The 16,491-nt window shown below is 61.9% G+C and carries 10 protein-coding genes; 8 read left to right on the top strand and 2 right to left on the bottom strand.

Features of this window, described 5'->3' with window-relative positions; genetic code table 11:
- Nucleotides 1-56 precede the first annotated feature (56 nt).
- Nucleotides 57-2,363 carry a Tex family protein gene (locus tag AC2FME_RS03315; protein ID WP_496799619.1) on the top strand — a complete coding sequence of 769 codons (2,307 nt, stop codon included), beginning with the start codon at nt 57-59 and terminating at the stop codon, nt 2,361-2,363.
- Between the two features lie 22 nt (nt 2,364-2,385).
- On the opposite strand, the gene AC2FME_RS03320 is transcribed toward AC2FME_RS03315, so the two are convergent.
- Complete coding sequence (locus AC2FME_RS03320; protein ID WP_496799620.1) at nt 2,386-3,660, bottom strand: replication initiation protein; 1,275 nt, start codon at nt 3,658-3,660, stop codon at nt 2,386-2,388.
- Between the two features lie 582 nt (nt 3,661-4,242).
- Here AC2FME_RS03320 and AC2FME_RS03325 point away from each other — a divergent pair.
- The 7 genes from AC2FME_RS03325 (at nt 4,243) to AC2FME_RS03355 (ending at nt 15,184) form a co-directional block, all read left to right on the top strand.
- Nucleotides 4,243-5,628 carry an AAA family ATPase gene (locus AC2FME_RS03325; protein ID WP_496683622.1) on the top strand — a complete coding sequence of 462 codons (1,386 nt, stop codon included), beginning with the start codon at nt 4,243-4,245 and terminating at the stop codon, nt 5,626-5,628.
- Nucleotides 5,621-6,688: a ParB/RepB/Spo0J family partition protein gene (locus tag AC2FME_RS03330; protein WP_496685396.1), complete on the top strand. Its 1,068-nt coding sequence runs from the start codon at nt 5,621-5,623 to the stop codon at nt 6,686-6,688. The genes AC2FME_RS03325 and AC2FME_RS03330 overlap by 8 nt, the downstream gene beginning before the upstream one ends.
- 278 nt (nt 6,689-6,966) lie before the next feature.
- A complete protein-coding gene (locus tag AC2FME_RS03335; RefSeq protein WP_496799621.1) occupies nt 6,967-7,332 on the top strand; it encodes a hypothetical protein in 366 nt (121 codons plus the stop codon).
- Between the two features lie 367 nt (nt 7,333-7,699).
- Nucleotides 7,700-10,273 carry a hypothetical protein gene (locus AC2FME_RS03340; RefSeq protein ID WP_496799622.1) on the top strand — a complete coding sequence of 858 codons (2,574 nt, stop codon included), beginning with the start codon at nt 7,700-7,702 and terminating at the stop codon, nt 10,271-10,273.
- Between the two features lie 110 nt (nt 10,274-10,383).
- Nucleotides 10,384-12,156, top strand: coding sequence for an adenylate/guanylate cyclase domain-containing protein (locus tag AC2FME_RS03345; RefSeq protein ID WP_496799623.1), 1,773 nt, complete (start codon nt 10,384-10,386; stop codon nt 12,154-12,156).
- A 165-nt stretch (nt 12,157-12,321) separates the two neighbouring features.
- Nucleotides 12,322-13,794 carry a phosphatase PAP2 family protein gene (locus AC2FME_RS03350; RefSeq protein WP_496684498.1) on the top strand — a complete coding sequence of 491 codons (1,473 nt, stop codon included), beginning with the start codon at nt 12,322-12,324 and terminating at the stop codon, nt 13,792-13,794.
- Between the two features lie 52 nt (nt 13,795-13,846).
- Nucleotides 13,847-15,184 carry a hypothetical protein gene (locus AC2FME_RS03355; protein WP_496799624.1) on the top strand — a complete coding sequence of 446 codons (1,338 nt, stop codon included), beginning with the start codon at nt 13,847-13,849 and terminating at the stop codon, nt 15,182-15,184.
- Nucleotides 15,185-15,221: 37 nt separating this feature from the next.
- On the opposite strand, the gene AC2FME_RS03360 is transcribed toward AC2FME_RS03355, so the two are convergent.
- Nucleotides 15,222-16,355: a peptidoglycan-binding domain-containing protein gene (locus AC2FME_RS03360; RefSeq protein WP_496799625.1), complete on the bottom strand. Its 1,134-nt coding sequence runs from the start codon at nt 16,353-16,355 to the stop codon at nt 15,222-15,224.
- Between the last annotated feature and the right edge of the window lie 136 nt (nt 16,356-16,491).

The raw sequence follows: 16,491 nt of genomic DNA on the forward strand, positions 1-16,491 counted from the left end.
CCTTGACGCGGACGCTGGCTAAGACGGTCCTTCAACCAAAGATCAAGGAGGCCCCGTTGGACCGTATCGCCCGCACCATCGCCACGGAAATCAATGCCCGCCCCGAACAGGTGGACGCGGCGGTCAAGCTGCTGGACGAAGGCGCCACCGTGCCCTTCGTGGCGCGCTATCGCAAAGAGGTGACGGGCGGGCTGGACGACAGCCAGCTGCGCACCCTGTCTGACCGGCTGGCCTATCTGCGCGAGCTCGAGGCGCGGCGCGAAACGATCCTGAACTCGATCAAGGATCAGGGCAAGCTGACCGACGAGCTGGCCAAATCCATTGCCCGCGCCGAAACCAAGGCGCAGCTGGAAGACATCTACCTGCCCTACAAACCCAAGCGTCGCACCAAGGCGATGATCGCGCGGGAAAACGGGCTGGAACCGCTGGCCGACGCGATTCTGGCCGACCGCAGCGCCGACCCCGAGGCGCTGGCCCAGGCCTATGTGACCGAGGCCGTGCCCACCACCAAGGATGCGCTGAACGGCGCGCGCGACATCATCACCGAGCGTCTGACCGAAAACGCGGCCCTTCTGGGCGATCTGCGCACTTTCATGCAGGCCGAGTCGCTGCTGACCTCGAAGGTGATCGAGGGCAAGGAACAGGACGGCGCCAAGTTCAGCGACTATTTCGACCATGCCGAGCCTTGGGCCAAGGTGCCCTCGCACCGGGCGTTGGCGATGCTGCGCGCATCGAAAGAGGGGATCGTGACGCTGGACATCGGCCCCGACCCCGAAACCGGCGCTGCCCGGGCCGAGGCGATCGTGGCCGCCCATCTGCAGACGCGCGGTGACGGGCCGGGCGATGTGTGGCTGCGCAAGGTCGCGGGCTGGACCTGGCGGGTAAAGCTGTCACTGTCGATGATGGTCGAGCTGATGGCCGATCTGCGAAGCCGCGCGCAGGAGGAGGCCATTCAGGTTTTTGCCCGCAATCTCAAGGACTTGCTGTTTGCTGCGCCAGCCGGACCCCGCCCGACCCTCGGGCTGGACCCGGGCATCCGCACCGGCGTAAAGGCCGCGGTGGTGGATGCCACGGGCAAGCTGGTGGCGACCGACACGCTGTATCCGTTCCAACCCAAGAACGATTTGCGCGGCGCACAGGCCACCATCCTGAACCTGATCGCCACCCACAGGGTCGAACTGATCGCTATTGGCAACGGAACAGCCAGCCGCGAGACCGAGCGGCTGGTGGCCGACACGCTGAAACTGCTGCCCAAAGGGGTGCGGGCCCCCACCAAGGTCGTGGTGTCCGAGGCCGGGGCCTCGGTCTATTCCGCCTCGGAATTGGCCGCGCGCGAGTTTCCCGATCTGGACGTCTCGCTTCGTGGCGCGGTGTCGATCGCCCGCCGCCTGCAGGACCCGCTGGCCGAGTTGGTCAAGATCGAACCCAAAAGCATCGGCGTCGGCCAGTATCAACACGACGTAGATCAACACCGGCTGAGCCAGTCTCTGGAAGCGGTGATCGAGGATGTGGTGAACGCTGTTGGCGTCGATCTGAACACCGCTTCGGCGCCGCTGCTGGCCCATGTCTCGGGCCTGGGCCCCGGTCTGGCCGAAGCCATCGTGGCGCATCGCGACCTCAATGGGGTGTTCCGGTCGCGGCAGGATCTGCTGAAGGTCGCGCGCCTCGGCCCCCGCGCTTTTGAACAGTGCGCGGGCTTCCTCCGCATCCGCGACGGGGACGAGCCGCTGGACGCCTCGGCCGTCCACCCCGAGGCCTACGACGTGGCCCGCCGCATCGTGCAGGCCTGCGGCCGCGACATCCGTCAGATCATGGGCCATGACGGTGCGCTGCGTGGTCTGCGCGCCGAACAGTTCTTGGATGACCGGTTCGGCCTGCCCACGGTGCGCGACATCTTTGCCGAGCTGGAAAAACCCGGTCGCGACCCGCGCCCCAGCTTCGTGACCGCCAGTTTTAAAGAGGGCGTCGAGGAGATCACCGACCTCAAACCCGGCATGGTTCTGGAAGGCACCGTGACCAATGTGGCGGCCTTTGGCGCCTTCGTAGATATCGGTGTGCATCAGGACGGCCTGATACATGTCAGCCAGCTGGCCGACCGCTTCGTCAAGGACCCGCACGAGGTGGTCAAGGCCGGTCAGGTCGTACGCGTCCGTGTGGTCGAAGTTGACGTGCCGCGCAAGCGGATCGGGCTGAGCATGCGCAAGGATGGCGGAGCTTCTGCCCGGCAAGATCGCGCCCCAAAAGGGCATAACGCACGAGGAAAGAATTCAGGCGCTCAGAAATCACAACGCGCAAAAAATACACAAAATGCGCAGCACGGCGCGCTTGGGGATGCTTTGCAAAATGCTCTCAAAAACCGATAACCTCCCTTGCCCTGCCTGAGCATCAGGCGGGCGTTTCCGTCTGGAACGCGTCGGGCTCCAACTCTTCCCAAAAAGCAAAGATGGCGTTGGCGTTCAAACCCGACCGCCAGCCGTGCTGCCGGAAGTGTTCGCGGTCCAACTCGTCCGACAGGGTCGACATGAACAGGCGCTTGTCCGCATCCCGCTGGGTTGGGTTTCGCCGCGAAACCAGTTCTTCGACGATGGCCAGTTTGCGGGCCCGTTCGGCACGTTCCGCCGCCCGCGCGGCATAGGCCTGTTCCTCGCGCGCCTTCTCTTCTTCTCGCTGCCTGGCCGCGGCCAGCGCCTCGGGACTGGGTGGCGCCGGGGTCTCTTTCACAGGGGCCTTGTAGTTTTCCTTGAGAGCGGCCGAAAGGTAGCCCACGGTGGATTTTACATCCCCCTGCCCTTTCACATAATCCAGCTTCTGCTGGACGTATTCCTCACCGTGCTCGGAAATCCACTGCCGTGCCAGCCTGTCCGAGACCCCCTGTTTGCGCAAGGTCTTGTAGACAGGAAGATTGCGCACGCCATCGCTGTCGTCGATCTCGAACATCGCTTTCTGAGGGTTGCGCTGGATCAGGAACCTTATGTCAGTGACGCTGCGGCCCTTCTTACGGAACTCTGGCTCGATCAGGATGTCCGAGCTTTTGTTCACCTCGCAAACGGCAGGCTTGATAATCTTGGCGTTCAGGTGCTTGAAACTAGTGTAGTAGTCGCTGCCGTCCACCCCCATCAGTTTACGGAATACCTCGAGCGTCCACCAGCCCGTCGAGCCGGTCCGTACGAAGCGATAGCAGTTTTCATACAAGGCCAACCCGTGACCCGAACTGAAATTGCGCTGAATGTGCACGTTGATCAACGCATAGATCTTGGGATCATACAGCTTTTGCGCCAAAGCCGGGGAATAAGCATATTCGCACACCCCGTTTTTGAGTTTAGCAAAGCTCAGCAACGACGACACGCCCCATTCCTGGCGCCCCTGCTCATCCAACATGTCCCACTCGGCCACGGTTTCGGCCAAAGCGCGAAGGCTGGCACGCAACGTGTCAAAATCGTTCGAATTGTATCCGACCATCATCGCCAGGGTTCGGGCGTCGATCGTGTGGGTCTGTGCAGTAGTCAGCGTGTCATAGGCATTGAGCAGAAGAACATTGGACAGCTTTCGCTGCAACAAGGTGAGCTTGCCGCTGATGTGGATCGCGGCAACATTTTTTTTCACCGTTTCCCGTCGCAGCGCGCCCGAGAGGTGATCCATGTCCAATTCTGTATCCGGCATGATTCTGCCTGGCTGCTCGTTTGTCGATTCTGTTGCACGAAAGGTACCCGGCAATCAACCTATTTTGGGTCCCCATATACGGGAGGACTGCCATCCCGCAGACAGGTACCTTTCCGAATCGCCCCTTAAGTTATCCACAGCGAACCCGCTTCGTCACACCGCACCCGGCGTTCCGAAGCCATCCTAACGCTGATTACCAGCACGTTCCGAAGTCTAAACTGCTCGATTTAGTGTCTTACCGGGAATCGGTACCATTCCAACCGGATTCCGGGACCTTACATCCCGTATATGGGTCCCCTTGATCCTGAACACTGGTCCGTTCCGTCCTGAAAATGGGCACCCAACAACCCCTAGGTTATTGTTTTAAATGGTAAAACTGATTGCTAAAGAATCTAAAAACATTAAAGGAATCAAACTTTTTGTTGCCTGTTTTCTGATTATTTCATTTGGTTTCGCGACGAAACACCCGGATCATCCCAAATCTTGTGGAAAAATCTGTTTATCAGGATAGCGCAGGAAGAAAATGTTCGGTACATTTTGCGATATACGTCGCAAAGGCGAACATTTATCGAGGCACCGACAGTGAGCAAAACCAACCAACCTTCTCTGCCACCTTATTTCAACCTGGACCCGGCCAAGGCGGCGTCAAAGCTGCCTGATCCTATCGGGACATCCCGATTCGCGAAAGCAGCGGCGTTTTGCGCGAAAGGACGCGAAGATCTGGCAAGACGTGGCTATGCTCCGGATGGCGAAAAGCGGCTGCGCCGATTCTCGATCTGGGAAATCACGAAATACCTGATTCCGGTTGCTCCGGCCCATCTGCGCCGTGTGCTTAAGGCCAATCCGGATCTCCCTCAGGGCGAAGGAGAGGCCGGGTCGAAGTGGTTTACGCTCGAAGAAGTCCTGGCGCTGCGCCACTATTTCGCCGCAGAGGGTGTCAGCACCAAGGAGTACCTGCCGTACAGGCCCAAGGGACTGCCCGCCAAAGTCGTGGCAGTGGCGAATTTCAAGGGCGGCGTTGGAAAAACATCGACTGCGGCACATCTGGCAATGTCGGCCGCCTTGGACGGGTACAAAGTACTCGTGATCGACCTGGACAGCCAGGGGTCGATGACGTCGATCCTCGGCGGTCGCGTCGCCGATGAGTGGCAAACGGTGTTTCCGTTGATCGCCAAGGACTATGCTCGGGCCGTTCAGGAAGAAAACCGCGTGCGCGCGGCGGCCGGTCAACCTGAAATTCCTCTGGACGAAACGCTTCAGGAAGCTCTGACGACTCTTCCCCGAGACGTGATCCAGAAAACGCATTGGCCCAATATCGACCTGATCGGCGCGCAGTTGAATCTGTATTGGGCTGAATTCCAGATCCCGGTCTGGCGCATGGGGCTGCGCAGTTGGCCCTTGTGGGATGGTCTGACAAACTTCCTGCAGGATGAAGGTGTGTTGAACGATTATGACATCGTTTTCCTCGATACGCCTCCTGCACTTGGGTACCTTACGATCAACGCACTGGCTGCGGCGGATATTCTGCTGGTGCCGCTGGGGGCTTCGTTTCTGGAATTTGATTCCACAGGCCGGTTCTTCGACATGCTCTATACGACCTTTGCCAGCATCGAGGACGGTGAAAACGCGGCCCAACGGGCGGCGGGATTGCCCGAGCTCAAATTCGAATGGGATGTTGTCCGCGCGATCATCACGCGGTTCGATGCCAGCCAGCAGACCGACATGGCGAACGTGATCCAAGCCTATTTTGGTGACTTCATGAATGCCTACCGGCAGGATTACACTGCTCTGGTCGGGCAGGCCGGTGAGCAGGTGAACGGGATCTACGAGGCGGACTACCGGGATTTCAACCGAGACACATACGTGCGCGGCCGAGAAACTTTCGACCGGACCTACGCGGAGTTCAAGGAAGTTCTGATCGGCTGCTGGTGGCGCGACGCACAGATGGGAGGAGAGGCAGATGGCTAAACGCAGAAGACTGACGGCGCCGGACGCGGCTGAGTTGGAGCAACTCGAGGCGGGTTTCGCCACGAAACCCTCGATCGGCCCGTTTGAAACCAAATCGGTTGTGCCTCCAATCGCACAAGTCGCGGCCGAAGCCGCCACATTGAATGGAATGGCCGCCGTCACCGATCGCGAAGCTTTGGCCCGCGACCAAGGTGATGCGGCCCGTTGGCGCGATGCGCAGGATGCGGGGCTGGTGGCCCAAAAGCTGCCGATTGACGAGATCGACGCGGACTATATTCGTCGCGACCGGATGGTCGAGGACGAAGAAGCGATGGCCGAGTTGCTGGAGTCGTTGCGAGTCAACGGTTTGCGCACGCCGATCGAGGTGACGCCGACGGCCGACGGTTACGGGCTGATCTCGGGTTATCGGCGCCTGGACGCTTTTCGCCGTCTCGCCAGAACGGATCCTGCATTCGCGCAGATTCCGGCCTTTGTCCGCCAAGCCGGGGCAGGGCAGGGGGCGTATGTCTCGATGGTCGAGGAAAACGAGCTGCGCGCCAATCTCAGCCCCTACGAACGTGGACGCATTGCGGTTCTGGCGGCAGGGCAGGGGGTATTCCCTTCGACCGAAGCCGCAGTGGACGCCTTGTTTGCGGCGGCGTCCAAGGCGAAACGGTCAAAGGTGCGCAGCTTTGCGATGGTACACGAGGCTTTGGGCGACCTGTTGCGGTACCCGGTATCCCTGTCGGAAAAGGCGGGGTTGCGATTGGCTGCAGCCCTGCGGGAGGGCGCTCAAGCCAAACTGCGCGCAGCATTGGCCGGAGCGGACGCGCCCGATGCCAAGAGCGAGTGGGCCTTGATCGAGGCTGCGCTGAAAGAGGCTCCCGAGCCGTCGCGTGAAAAGGCTCGAGGCGGACGTCCAAAGCAGGTTCAACGCATTCCGCCGCAACCGTTGCCCGGAGGAGGCGACATCCGTGCCGAAGTCGCGGCGGGTGAATTACGAATCCGCCTGCGGCGGCAAGATTTGTCGGCCGAAGACGCCCAGGACCTTCTGGATGCGATCGCCGCACATCTAGGCTAGTTTCGCCACGAAACACCTGCCTGGCCGGTCGAAACAGGATGGGCCGGGCAGATCCCGTAAATGGGTACTTTAAGCAAAAATGTGTAACTCGTGCCTTGCGCGCATTTTGGTCAAATAATGCGCGTTATTTTGACTGCGTCTTTGTCTGCCAGCGCTTTTAGGTTCGGTCCTGTTTTCTAGCCGGCGGCACGTCTTGAGGCTCTGTTTTTTGGACGGTGGTTAAGCATCGTTGAAATTGGACGTGAGTTTGGCCCGCCAGTCCGGCGAATTGCTGAAAGGTGTGGAGCGTCCTGAGACCTGTTCGCCAATGCCCGGCTGTTGAACGAGTTAAAGGTCAAGCTCTTGGAGCGGATGCCGGGGGCGAAGTTGGCGATGTACATTGGCTACGAGGAAGGCAACGACGCCTCGGCCGGGCAGGCCAGTCGCTGGAATGGCAGGTCGACCAAGTTGGCGAAGGGCTGGAAGACAGGTCGCTGACCGATACCGATGGCGAAAAGGTTATGCATGCGCTGGCCGACCTGACCATCGCTATGCAACGGGACATTCTGCAAGAGGTAGGCCTGACGGGACAGGCCGATGCACTCGGCGCCATCCGGCGAAACTCAAGGCGGATGGAACCGCTCGACGATCTTGATTCCATCTAGCGACAGTTTCTTCCGAACCACTGATTGGCGCGCTGCTTTTGGCGGCCTGTGCCCCGGCGCGGCCAAACGGCTGGCGCCGCTTTCCGTCAAAACTGTCAAGAACGGCCTTTTTAATGTACCATGCGGTTAATCCGCGTTTAGTACATTTCATTTTCTCATTTCCGGAAGGACCGGAACCATGCCTTGGAAAACCCCCAAATGGCCCAACGTCCCTTACAGCCAACCTAACTGGCCCGAAACATGGTTGCGGTTCGAACAGGAATACTCGAACGCCCATCAGCCATCGCGTTTGGTATCTCATCCCGGTGTCCCTTATGTTGCGACGCAAACCTTGAATTCTCGTCCCACGGAAGCAGAGTTGGGACAGGTGGGGTTGGACTACCTGAAGAAGCTCCACGATTTCCTGTTGGCTCGGGGGCACAGGCCGGTCTATTTGAAATACGCCGTGGACAGCCTGTCCGGCAAATTCGTTAATGCCTTCAAGTGGTTGCCGTTGTGGCCCAAATTCGGAACGCCCATTGGTTCTTCGCCCGTGCCGCGTCTGGCTTCGTGGAACCTGTCGCGGGCTGCGGATCACGATGTACCGGCATCGGTCATCATGGTCGCGGCCGAAGTCTATGGCGGTGACAACCAGATTTCCCCGCAAGCCGGGATCCGCGTCCCTATGACCGTCGAGGCCGACGGAAACACCTATACCGTGCGGATCCGGTCAGCGACGGTCGAGTTTCCGGCAGGAGAAGATGCCTTTTTGACCGACCTTGCCGCGCGGGCCGGTCCTTCTTCCGGGCTCGGCATGCTTCTCGCGGTGTCCGCGGCTTTGGAGCGGTTGTACAAGGGCGATGACGTCGCGTCTGAGATCGCCAACAAGGCCGGGGTTACGCAAGAGTCGGTGACAATCAACGACATCCAGTTCCACCCGCAGGACCTCAAGAACTGGCGGAGCTCACCCTGGGAGTTCACTATTCAGGCGACGGCGCACAATGCCAATCCGACCCGCGTCCCAAGCCCGTTGGGGTATGCGGTGTACGGCATTTTTCGCTTCGACAGGATCGGAGAGCCGACGCCCGGCGGCGTGGCCAAACAATCCGACCCGGTTCTGGTCTCTGTCGAGCGGACGCCGCTGGTGACCCATGCTGCCCCGCAAGGCAACGCGTTCGTATTCGCCCAGACCCCTCCGGGCTGGGCCGCGCCTGACGGTGAGGCGTATGATTGGTCAGAGCGCAGACCAACCCGTGATGACGGTGTTCTGGACAGGTTCCGCAGCTTGTTCCAACTGGATCCATCAGCGCATGTTGACCTAAAAAGCGACGGTTTTCGCGTTTGCGTCTGCCCCGGATACGCGTCCGAGGACGCCGGTTTGCCGCCCCTGACCACCAAGACGGTCCACCTGCCGAACGGTCACGATCTGCAGCCGCGCCGGGACACGTTCAGCGCGGTCAGCGCCTATTTCAACTGTTTCCGCCTGTTCCGCCTGATGAAGCGGTTCGGGCTGCCGCCGCATTTGTTCAATGTCCGGGCCCAGCCCGAGATGCTGGTCTTCTACCGTTACGGCATCTCGCCCGGACCGGGCAAGAGCGGCCGCACGGTGAACGCGCAGGTAAAGCTGGATTGCAAAACGCAGGGCAAGCCGGTGATCCACATGAACCTTGCGCTGGCCGAGCTGACGAAATGGGACAGGCCCGACCCTCCAGGCTGGGCGCAACCCTTAAGCATCGCGACCAGCGGACGGTGGATCGGGCATGAATTCGGCCATTATCTGCTGGCGGCCCGGTTGGGTCAGCTGGAATTCGATTTTGCCCACAGCGCCGGCGATGCCATCGCCGCCATCATGTCCGACCCGGGCTCTGCCCTGGCAGCCCCCCCCGGAAACGGAGTCGCCGCCAGTTTCCGCGGCATCACCTATCCGTTCGTCTTTGCGACTCGCCGCCATGACCGCATCGCGGAAATGGGCTGGGCCTGGTACGGCTCTTTGAACCGATCCGTGATCGAAAACCCTGCGGCGGATCCGTGCGACACCAAGGGTTATCTGACTGAACAGATCCTGTCGACGACCCTATTCCGCCTGTACCGCGCGCTGGGGGGCGACACGGTTCAGGCGGATGGCCGAGCCGACATCTATCAGCGTCGACGGGCGGCGCGCATGGCGCTGTTCCTGCTGTTCCGGGCAACGGCCGGTTTTGCACAACCACCGTCGCGGGCCGAGATGCTCGAACTGGGCCTGGAAGAGGCCGGGTGGATGACCCTGCCGCCACTGCCGCTGGGGCCTCCGGGCGGCACGCCCGACCCGTGGCAGGGTGGCACGGCGCACAAGGTTGTGCGTTGGGCCTTCGAGGCGCAGGGCATGTTCCCGCCCGATCCGGAACAGATGCACAATGCGCCCGGCGATCCACCACCCGAGGACATCTATGTTTCGGACCGCCGCCCGTTGACCGAGGACACCCTGGCCGGCCCGGTTCAGTATGGGCCGGGCGCCTATGTGCCGGTCTCATTGGACTGGCGGGCCGATGCCCGGTGGTTGTCGGACCCCGCCAACCTGCGCGTCGGCAACCGGGGCACCGCGCAGGCCCAGAATGTCGGGCTGCGGGTCTGGGTCGGATCGGTTCCCGTCGGGCCGGTTCCGTGGGACCTGCTGGCCCCGATCACCTGGAACGCCGCGGCCATCGACTTGCCCTTGGGCAATCTGGCCGCGGGTGGGTCCATCGACCTGTTGTCGCTGCCGCAGGTCCAGAACCTTGTGACCGTCACGGCGGTCGCGGCAGGGACGCTGGGTCTCATCCTGTTCGAGGTCACCTGCCCGAACGATCGAGCCAACACCGATCCTCTGGCGCAGTTGCCGCCCAAAGCCGAGGACTCGGGCGCCGGACTGCCCGGCACTCCGCGGACGCTGGCCGATCTGGTGGCCAATGACAACAATCTGGGCCTTGTGGTTGTCCGGCCATAGCCGGAGCTCAATTTAGCGTAGATTTAAACAATATTAAGTCTGGAATGTTTGCCAACGTGGCGTTGGGCCATTAGACTAAAATCGTAACCAGTGGGGGCGGTGGTTTCGCAATGTCCAAAATCAGCGCGAAATCCCTTGATGTGTCCAACCTGCGTCTGGCGGCTTTTGCCTTCGCTGATGTCGAAGGCTATACGCGCCATATGGAGGCCGACAGCATCAAGGCCGCCAGAGACTGGGGCAGGTTGCGCGAAGACGTTCTGCTGAACCGGATTTCGGACTATGGCGGGCGGCTGGTCTCGCACTCCGGCGATGCCATCTTGGTTGAGTTCAACAGCGCCACCAATGCGGTTCGGTGGGCCCTGGACAAACAGCACCAGGTTCGGAACCGGCCGGTTGATGAAACCCCCATGCATGTCCGAATCGGCATCAATCTGGACGAGGTCGTCGATGACGGGCGGTCTCTGCAATCCGACGGCGTCGTCATTGCGTCCCGCATTCAGGATCTGGCCGCGGGCGGCGACGTGGTGCTGACCCAGCAAGTGCGCGACATCGTGCGCAACCGGATCTCGGTTCGGTTCCACGAGATCGGGGCGCCGATCCTGAAGAATATCGAACGCCCGGTGCGGGTGTTCATCGCCCAGCGGAGTTCCGAGGCACGCGCGATCCTGCGGCCACACACGCAATGGGAGGCGCGGCCGTCGCTGGCCGTCCTGCCGTTTCGCGACCTGCAAGGCCGTGACGAAGACAGGTATTTCGGCGAGGGCATGACCGAGGACATCATCACCGGAGTGTCACGCAGCCGCGCGATTTTCGTGGTGGCGCGCACCTCGACCCTGCAGATGTCGAAGGAATCCGTGCCCTCGCGCGAGGTGGCCGCGGCGCTGGGGGTCAAATACCTGTTGACCGGATCGATCCGGCGCAGCGGAAACCTGCTGCGCATCCATGCCGAGCTGGTGGACGTGGTGCGCAACCGGGCCGTCTGGGCCGACAATTTCGATGGCGACGCCTCGGACATCTTCACCTTTCAAGACCGCATCGTGTCCAGCATCGTCGCCACGGTCGAACCCAGCGTTCAGCGGGCCGAGGCGGCAAATCTGGTCACCCGCCCGACCGAAAGCCTCGATGCCTATGACTGCGTGTTGCGGGGCCTGCCCGAACTCTACCGGTTCCAGGGCCAGAGCTATGAGACGGCCATGTCCCTGTTCCGGCGGGCGGTCGAACTGGACCCGGGCTATGCGCAGGCGCATTCCTATCTGGCCTGGTGCCTGAATTTCTGGATCGCCGAGGGCAAAAGCCCGAATGTCGAGCGCGACAGCGCCGCCGCCGTGTTCCATGCCCGCAAGGGTGTCGAGCTGGACCCCGAGGACGCGCTGAACCTGTCGATTCGCGGCCATATCCTCAGCCTGCTGGAACGCCGCCCGCACGAGGCGATAGACATCATGGATCAGGCGCTGTCGCTCAATCCCAATCTGCCGCTGGCCTGGGGGATCAGCGCGACGGCCCATGCCTATCTGGGCAACGGCGCCATCGCGCGCGAGCACATGCTGAACGTCTGGCGGCTGACCCCGTTCGGGCCGCTGAATTTCTTTTTCTGGACGGCGGCGGGGCTGGCCGAGTTCGTGGACGGCAACTATCCCGAAGCGATCCGTGCCCTGCAACGCGCGCGCCGCACCAGGCCGCGATTCATGGCGGCGCTGCGCATTCTGGCGGCTTCCTACGCGCTGGACGGGCAGATAGAACAGGCCCGCGTGACCGCCGAAAAGCTTCTCGAGAAAGATCCAGGTTTTTCAATTTCGCGTTTTATGGCATGGTATCCCCTGAAGACCCCGGACACGAGGGAACGGCTGGTGCTTGGTCTGAGCACTGCAGGTCTGCCGAACTGACGCGTTTCACCGCCGCTGCGCGCCTTGTGGCCGCAGTGACCCGCACGCAGGCACATGCGGCAATGGCGAAACCGCCGGAACTCATAATGATCTCGAGCATATTTCGATGAAAAGGCGGCGCTGGCGTCTTTTTGAACAAGGTCCATTTCAAACGAGGACATTGACATGACGGATTTCGGAACAAACGCCTCGGCTCGATCGTCCGGGCTTGGCACTGGAAGTCAGGGGCTGGGTCTGGGTCTCGGCGCATCGCGTGGATTGGGGCTTGGACTGGGCCTTGGCAACGGTTTGGGTCTCGGTAACGGTCTGGGGCTGGGATTGGGCCTCGGCAATGGTCTTGGGTTGGGGAATGGGCTTGGACTGGGCCTCGGCAATGGCCTTGGATTGGGGAATGGCCTTGGATTGGGGCTTGGCCTCGGTCTCGGCAACGGGCTGGGGCTGGGCAATGGTTTGGGCCTGGGCAACGGGCTGGGGCTTGGAACAGACCCGGTCATTCCCGTCGGCGCGGATGGCGGCATCGGTCTGGTCCGCAGCTATTATGCGACCCCGATCGAGCTGGCGTTGCTGCCTTGGGCGCTTAATTTCACGCCCGACAACGCGGGCGTGTCGCCGTTCCCGCTCGAATATGTGATCAACCCCTATCAGGCAGACCCGGCCGGCATCGACTATCCCAAGGTTCTGGAATGGACCACGCAGGACTGGGATCCAGCCCTGCGGTTCTGGGCGCTTCCCTTCGATGAACACCTGACAGAGTGGTTGCGCGCCGCCGACCGCAGCGAACCGGCAACCCTGGCGGCGCTGGAATTCGCCGGCCAATGGCGGGAATGGCTGCCACGGCCCGGGTTCGATCCGGTGGGGCCGTATCTGGAAGCGGGTGACCTTGAATGGCGCTATGTCGTGGATGTCAACAAGACCGTGGCGCAGAACGAAACGGATGCCTCGGACGCGTTCCGATTCATTCAGGGCGAGCTGGAAACCCTAAAGATCTACATGGAGGACGACCGCAGCAGCTATCTGGTGGAATCCGATGTTCAGGCCGACGGTCTGCCCAACTACATCATCCATTTCATCGGTGCCAATTCCTTCGATCACCCTTACACCTTGAAGCTGATCGACGCGGGGCTGGCCTTGGGCAACGTGGCCTACATGTCGTACAAGGCCTATTACAAACGGGTGCGGCCCTCGGTGCTGCGGCCGGGGCTGACAGTTCCGTTCGGCCCGCCTGCGCATCCGGCGTTTCCGTCCGGCCATTCCTTCCTGGCGCATCTGATCGCGCTGCTGCTGCTGGAAATCCCCGGGCTGTACCAGCGGTTCGGCGTGTCGCGCGATGGCGCGCCATCGGGTGGCGGGCTGTTGCAAAAGCCGGTGTCGGCCGACTTGGCCGGGACGGCGCCGATCAAGTCGCCCTTGTTGCAGATCGCCCACCGCATCGCGGTCAACCGTGAGCGCATCGGCGTGCACTATCCGACGGATTCGCAGGCCAGCCGGCACCTGGCCGCAGGTCTTTGGACCCGGATGCTGAAGCCCAGAAACCAGGTCTCGAACGCCGGAGGGCCGGATTACCGCATTCATTGCCCGACGCTTCTGGCGTTGATCGAAAACGCCAAGACCGAGTGGCCGACCCCCTGGCCCGGCTGATCTGCGGGCAGGCGCAAACCACGTGTGACGATTATTAACGAGGATTCAGTTCATGAAGATTTTACGTATTTTTCACAGATTTGGGCGCCTGGCTGGCGCGGTCTTGCTGATGGGTCAACTTGGGGCGCAGCCTGTTTTTGCGCAGGTTCTGTCGTCCGGCGAAGGGCGCGCCAGCAGCGTCGATCTGGTCGAGGCGGCCCGGACCCTGTCGATGCAGGACGCCTATGCGCGGGCTTTGTTCCTGTATGTCCGGTCCAACCCGGCGGTGATGAACGATCAGCAATTCTATGTCGGACTCGTGTCCTATCTGGTATCGACACAGATCGGGCAAGACTGCCGGAAGGCCTTTGCCAACGAGTTCGAACGCCGGGACTACTATACCCGTGCCTTTCAGGTTCAACCGCAGGTGCAACAGATCATCGCCGGCAAGACCATCCCGCAGCGCTTCGAGGTGAGCTACCGCGTGACGACAAGCGAATACGATTTCCAAGCCAGCTCTTTGCCGTTCGGGAACAAACGCAGCATCGGCCAGCGGCTCGATCGCATGATCGGTTCGGACAACGCCCAAAGCTGCGCCCACCAGATGTTGCAGGGAACCAACGTCGATGTCCGGGCCTTTCCCTGGCACTTTACGGTCATCGACGAATCCGGCCAATCGCAGGCACCGCAATTTCCTTTCGTCCAGTCCTTGCAACTCAGCCCCGCCGATGCCCGCACCTTGTTCCAGCAATTCGGCCGGCAGCTCTATTCGATCGTGGCCTATCAGGTGCTGGCGGCCTCTGACGGCTCGCACAGGGTGCAGGTGATCCCAACCGATGCCCAGCTTTTCGGGTTGGCGGACACCGCCGTTGTGCGGGTCCAGACCTATGCGCATCCCACGCTCAGCCAACCGAACTATCTGGATATCGCCAGCCAGTTGACGGTACGGACCGAGCGGCCCCCGCAGCAGCAAGGATACAACGCTTATTCCTACGTTCCGCATCTGGATGTCACGGTGACGCTGCAGCAGGACGGTTTCCGTGCGGTGGCCACGGGCGTCGCGCAGAGCCCGGGAACCGGGGTCACTGCGGGTGGGACCCGGACGATTACCGGGTCGGCTGCGGTCGGGGCGTCGAGCTTCATCATGCGCATGTCCGCGCCGCAGTTGACCGGGCAGGTGCAGGGCCTGCCGGATGTACCCGGAGCGCAGCGTTTCCTTACGGTGTTTGGTGAAATCGATTTCAACAATGTCACCACCAGCAGCGCCCCCATCCTGGGCCAGGCGATGGTGCTGCAGGTTTCGGCCGACGGAACGCTGTCGGAAACGCAGCCTTTCCCGATAACCGGAGAATTCACGCCGCTTCAGGCTTCGGCTCAGGCCGAGCCGGAAACGCCGTCGGCCAGCGAATGAGCGGGCAGGGGCCGTTTTTCCGCACGGCCCGGCCGTTTCAGTCCAGCGCCGTGGCCTGGTTTGCCACCTCGGTCTGCGGTTGCGGGTTTCCCGAATAGATGTCCAGACTGCTGGGCGCGGACTGTTGCGTCACCTGCTGTGACGCAGGGGCCGTCGGGGTTCCGCTGGCAAACAGGGTGCCGCCCTGCGGAGCCGCGGGTTGCGGGGCCGGCTGTTGTTGCTGCGGGGCCGCCGGTGCGAACAGGTTCTGCTGCTGCGCCTGACCGGGCTGGGTTGGGACCTGCCCGGGTTGGGCGGCCGGGGCTCCGAACAATGTGGTCGTGGCGGGCTGCTGTTGGGTTGGTGCGGCTGTGTATTGACCTTGGTTTGCCGCGGGCTGCTGGCCCTGCGGTGCAAAACCCGATGCCGGTGGCTGAGCTGCCGGGGCGCCAAAAGGCGTCGTGGGTTGCTGACTGGCCGCCCCGAACCCGGCCTGTTGCGTGCCGAAGGGCTGCGTCGGAGCCGTCTGGGCATTGGCTTCGTTCTGCAGATAGAGCGGGGTGGGCAGGCCCGCGGCGGTTCGGGCCATCACCAGCGCCTGGACCGGCGTCACCATGGCCGGGCTGGTCCCGGACTGCGCCAGAAACGCATTGCGCGCGCCGATTGTCCCCGGCCCGTTGGCCCCGTCGATGACGCCGCCGTAATAGCCCAGCGATCGCAGCCCTTCCTGCAACATCATGACTTCGGTCGGGTTCAGATCGCGGCGGGCAAGGGCGGGGTTCATGCCCCCGGTCTGGCTCAGCAGCGCAGCATATTGCGGCCGGGTCAACTGGCCGGTCTGGGCCTCGCCGCGCGACGCCTGGAACTGACGGATCACCGCCCGGCTGCGCTTGCCCAGCACGCCGTCGACGGTTCCGATATCGTATCCCAAATCGCGAAAGGCGGTCTGGATCTGGATACGCTCGGCCCGGCTGTACTGGCTGTTCAGGCTGGACGCCGAACCCCCGCTGGATGAATAGCTGCGCTGTGGTTGCGCCTGCTTCTTGGCTTTCTGGTTGTCGGTGATCCCCTTGGTGATCAAGGCCCCGACGATGCCGCCGGCGATGAAGTCACCTGCATCCGCGGCTGCCGTGACGGGCATTGACACCGCCAAGGATGCCGCGACGATTGCGGAAATATGCGTGTTTTTCATGGTCAGGCCCCCAAGCAGCTTTGTGACGAACAGACTTAAATGAATGCCACAATGATACTTGGGATAGGCTTGACGGTCCACTTGTATATCCAAAACGGTGTTCGCCCCCGCGTGGTGCACCGGCCGCAGGCGGGGG

Source organism: Ruegeria sp. BHSC026 (genome assembly GCF_059613065.1).

Bases quoted from the DNA above. Each gene is read 5' to 3' on its own strand.
- AC2FME_RS03345 (WP_496799623.1), top strand. From the start codon at position 10,384: ATGTCCAAAATCAGCGCGAAATCCCTTGATGTGTCCAACCTGCGTCTG.
- AC2FME_RS03320 (WP_496799620.1), bottom strand. From the start codon at position 3,660: ATGCCGGATACAGAATTGGACATGGATCACCTCTCGGGCGCGCTGCGA.
- AC2FME_RS03355 (WP_496799624.1), top strand. From the start codon at position 13,847: ATGAAGATTTTACGTATTTTTCACAGATTTGGGCGCCTGGCTGGCGCG.
- AC2FME_RS03350 (WP_496684498.1), top strand. From the start codon at position 12,322: ATGACGGATTTCGGAACAAACGCCTCGGCTCGATCGTCCGGGCTTGGC.
- AC2FME_RS03330 (WP_496685396.1), top strand. From the start codon at position 5,621: ATGGCTAAACGCAGAAGACTGACGGCGCCGGACGCGGCTGAGTTGGAG.
- AC2FME_RS03360 (WP_496799625.1), bottom strand. From the start codon at position 16,355: ATGAAAAACACGCATATTTCCGCAATCGTCGCGGCATCCTTGGCGGTG.